The organism is Parvibaculum sp. (assembly GCF_040882025.1).
GTDB lineage: Bacteria > Pseudomonadota > Alphaproteobacteria > Parvibaculales > Parvibaculaceae > Parvibaculum.
This window is the reverse complement of the sequence record NZ_JBBECC010000123.1, coordinates 1-3671: the sequence shown is the minus strand read 5'-3', so window position 1 is coordinate 3671 and position 3671 is coordinate 1. Positions and strand designations below refer to the sequence as shown.

Below are 3671 nucleotides of genomic sequence, written 5' to 3'. Positions count from 1 at the left end.
ACGCCGTCGGGCGCACAAGGCTGGTTTCTCAACACACGGCGGGAAAAGTTCAAGGACCCGCGCGTCCGCGAGGCACTGGGCCTCGCTTTCGATTTCGAGTGGACGAACAAAAATCTCTTTTACGGCCTCTACAAGCGGACGGAGAGCTATTTCGAGAACTCGCCGATGAAAGCGGAGGGCGAACCGGACCCGGCGGAACTTGCACTGCTCGAGCCGTTTCGCGACACGCTCCCCGAGACGGTTTTCGGACCCGCGATCACCCCGCCCGCCAGCGACGGTTCGGGGCAGGACCGGCAGCTGCTGCGCCGCGCGGGACAACTTCTCGACGAAGCGGGATGGCGCGTCGAAGACGGCATACGGCGCAACCCCGAGGGGCAGACGCTTGCGGTCGAATTCCTGGATGACGAACCGATGTTCGAGCGGATCGTTGCGCCGCTCGTCAAAAATCTGCGGCTGCTCGGCGTTGCCGCCACGATCCGTCAGGTCGATACATCGCAGTATCAGGAGCGGATGAACAATTATGAGTTCGATGTCTCTATTCGCCGCTTTTCACTTGGCCTCACGCCCGGGATCGAACTCAGAAGCTACTGGAGCTCGGAATTCGCAAGCGTGCCCGGCGGGCGCAACCTGTCCGGCATCTCGAACCCCGCAATCGACGCCCTGATCGAAACCGTGATTGCGGCCGAAAGCCGTGAAGAACAATCAGTGGCGGCGCGGGCGCTCGATCGCGTGCTTCGGGCAGGCCACTACTGGATTCCGCAATGGCACAAGAACTCCCACCATCTCGCTTTTTGGGATATTTTCGGCAGACCCGAGACGAAGCCCGAATATGAGCGGGGCGTCATACGCACATGGTGGGTCGAGGCGAAAGCCGACGAAACCACCGACATCAAGGACTGAGGCGCAAACGCATGGCCGCCTATATCATCCGACGATTGCTGCTGATGATCCCGACCATCTTCGGGATCATGCTGATCAGTTTCGCCGTGGTGCAATTCGCGCCGGGAGGTCCGATCGAGCGGATTATCGCGCAGTTGCAGGGCACCGAGGTCGCGGCGACGGCACGCATCGGCGGCACGGGCGGCGGCGATTTTGCGCAACAGGGCACGATGGGTGGCGGCGACGCCGCGCTCGCGAGCAAATATCGCGGCGCACAGGGGCTCGATCCGGCCTTCCTGCGTTCGCTCGAGGTGCAATTCGGCTTCGACAAGCCGGCGCATGAACGCTTCCTGCTGATGGTCTGGAACTATGCACGCTTCGACTTCGGCACGAGCTATTTCCGCGATACGAGCGTGTTGTCGCTGATCGGCGAGAAGCTGCCGGTGTCGGTTTCGCTCGGGCTGTGGACGACGCTCATCACCTATTTGATCTCGATTCCACTCGGCATTCGCAAGGCGATCCGCGACGGCAGCCGCTTCGACACATGGACCAGCGGCGTCATCATTGTCGGCTATGCCGTGCCGGGCTTCCTGTTCGCGGTATTTCTGATCGTGCTCTTCGCGGGCGGCTCCTATTTCTCGATCTTCCCGCTGCGCGGCCTCACCTCCGACAACTGGGAGAACTTCAGCCTCGCTGGCAAGGCGTTCGACTATCTCTGGCATATCGTGTTGCCGGTGACCGCCATGACGATCGGCGCTTTCGCGACGACGACGCTGCTGACCAAAAATTCCTTCCTTGATGAAATCCGCAAACAGTATGTGATGACGGCGCGGGCGAAAGGCCTGTCGGAGCGGCAGGTTCTCTACGGACATGTTTTCCGCAACGCCATGCTGATCGTCGTCGCAGGCTTTCCGGGCGCCTTTGTCGGCGCCTTCTTTGCCGGTTCGCTGCTGATCGAGACGATTTTCTCGCTCGACGGGTTGGGGTTGCTCGGCTTCGAGTCGATCGTCAATCGCGACTATCCGGTTGTTTTCGCAACGCTCTACATTTTCGGATTGATCGGCCTTGTCGTCGCGCTAATCAGCGATTTGACCTACACATGGATCGATCCGCGCATCGATTTCGAAACGCGGGAGGTCTGAGGAATGGCTCTCCTTGCCCTGCCCGCGATGCGCATCAGCCCGATCAACCAGCGGCGCTGGCGCAACTTCAAGGCCAACAAGCGCGGCTACTGGAGCTTGTGGGTTTTCTGCGCACTTTTCTTCCTGTCGCTCTTTGCCGAATTCATCGCCAATGACCGGCCACTCATGGTTGCCTACAGGGGCGACATTTATGTGCCGGTCTTTGCCGACTATCCGGAAACCGCATTCGGCGGCGATTTCGAAACCGCGACCGACTACCGCGACCCCTTCGTGCAGGCGCTGATCGCCGATGCGGGCGGCTTCATGATCTGGCCGCCGATCCGCTATTCCTACCGAACGATCAATCTCAACCTGCCGGTGCCGGCGCCCGCGCCCCCTTCGACCGAGAACTGGCTCGGCACCGACGATCAGGGCCGCGATGTGGCGGCGCGGCTGATCTACGGCTTTCGTATTTCGGTGCTGTTCGGCCTGACGCTGACCATCCTGTCGTCGATCATCGGCGTTGCGGCCGGCGCGGTGCAGGGCTATTTCGGCGGCTGGACGGATCTTCTTTTCCAGCGCTTCATCGAAATCTGGACCAGCATTCCGACGCTTTACCTGCTCATCATCATCGCCGCCATCATCGAACCCAATTTCTGGATATTGCTGGGCATCCTGCTGCTCTTTTCCTGGGTGGCGCTGGTCGGCGTTGTGAGGGCCGAGTTTCTGCGCGCGCGCAATTTCGAATATGTCAACGCGGCCCGCGCGCTCGGCCTCGGCAGCGCCAAGATCATGTTCCGGCACCTGCTGCCCAACGCCATGGTCGCCACGCTCACCTTCATGCCCTTCATTCTCAATTCATCGATCACAACGCTGACGGCCCTCGATTTTCTGGGCTTCGGCCTGCCGCCCGGCTCGCCGTCCCTCGGCGAGCTGATGGCGCAGGGCAAGGCCAACCTGCAGGCGCCGTGGCTCGGACTGACCGGCTTTTTTGCCATCGCTACAATGCTGAGCCTGCTGATTTTCATCGGTGAAGCAGTGCGTGACGCCTTCGACCCGCGCAAGGTGTTGCGATGAGCGGCGCGTTGGTGGACGTGAAGGAGCTTTCGGTCGGCTTCCGCATGGATGGGCAGGAGACCATCGCCGTCGATCGCATTTCGTTTGACATCAGGCCGGGCGAGACGGTGGCGCTGGTCGGCGAGTCCGGGTCGGGCAAATCGGTGTCGGCGCTGTCGATCATGCAGCTTCTCAACTATCCGCAGGCCTTCCATCCCTCGGGCGAGATCCTGTTCGACGGCAAGAACCTCATCGGTGCGAACGAGCCGACGATGCGGCGCATTCGCGGCAACAGGATCACGATGATCTTCCAGGAGCCGATGACCTCGCTCAATCCGCTGCACACGATCGAGCGGCAGGTGGGCGAGGTCCTGATCGAGCACAAGGGCTTGCGTGGCGATGCCGTCAAGGCCCGCGTGCTCGACCTCCTGAGGAAGGTCGGAATTCCGAATGCCGAGGAACGGCTCGACGCCTTTCCGCATCAATTGTCGGGCGGACAGCGCCAGCGCGTCATCATCGCCATGGCGCTTGCCAATGAACCCGACCTTCTGATCGCCGACGAGCCGACGACCGCGCTCGATGTGACGGTGCAGGCGCAGATTCTCGAACTGCTGA

Annotated in this window: 4 protein-coding genes; all 4 read left to right on the top strand. The window is 61.3% G+C overall.

Going from position 1 to position 3671, the window contains the following annotated elements; genetic code table 11:
* Positions 1-900: ABC transporter substrate-binding protein (locus WEB61_RS08895; protein ID WP_368063983.1), on the top strand; the 900-nt coding region annotated here is incomplete at its 5' end.
* Between the two features lie 11 nt (positions 901-911).
* Positions 912-2021, top strand: coding sequence for a microcin C ABC transporter permease YejB (locus WEB61_RS08890; protein ID WP_368063982.1), 1110 nt, complete (start codon positions 912-914; stop codon positions 2019-2021).
* Positions 2022-2024: 3 nt separating this feature from the next.
* Positions 2025-3077 carry an ABC transporter permease gene (locus tag WEB61_RS08885; protein WP_368063981.1) on the top strand — a complete coding sequence of 351 codons (1053 nt, stop codon included), beginning with the start codon at positions 2025-2027 and terminating at the stop codon, positions 3075-3077.
* On the top strand, positions 3074-3671 hold a 598-nt coding region (locus tag WEB61_RS08880; protein WP_368063980.1), incomplete at its 3' end, for an ATP-binding cassette domain-containing protein. The genes WEB61_RS08885 and WEB61_RS08880, both read left to right, overlap by 4 nt.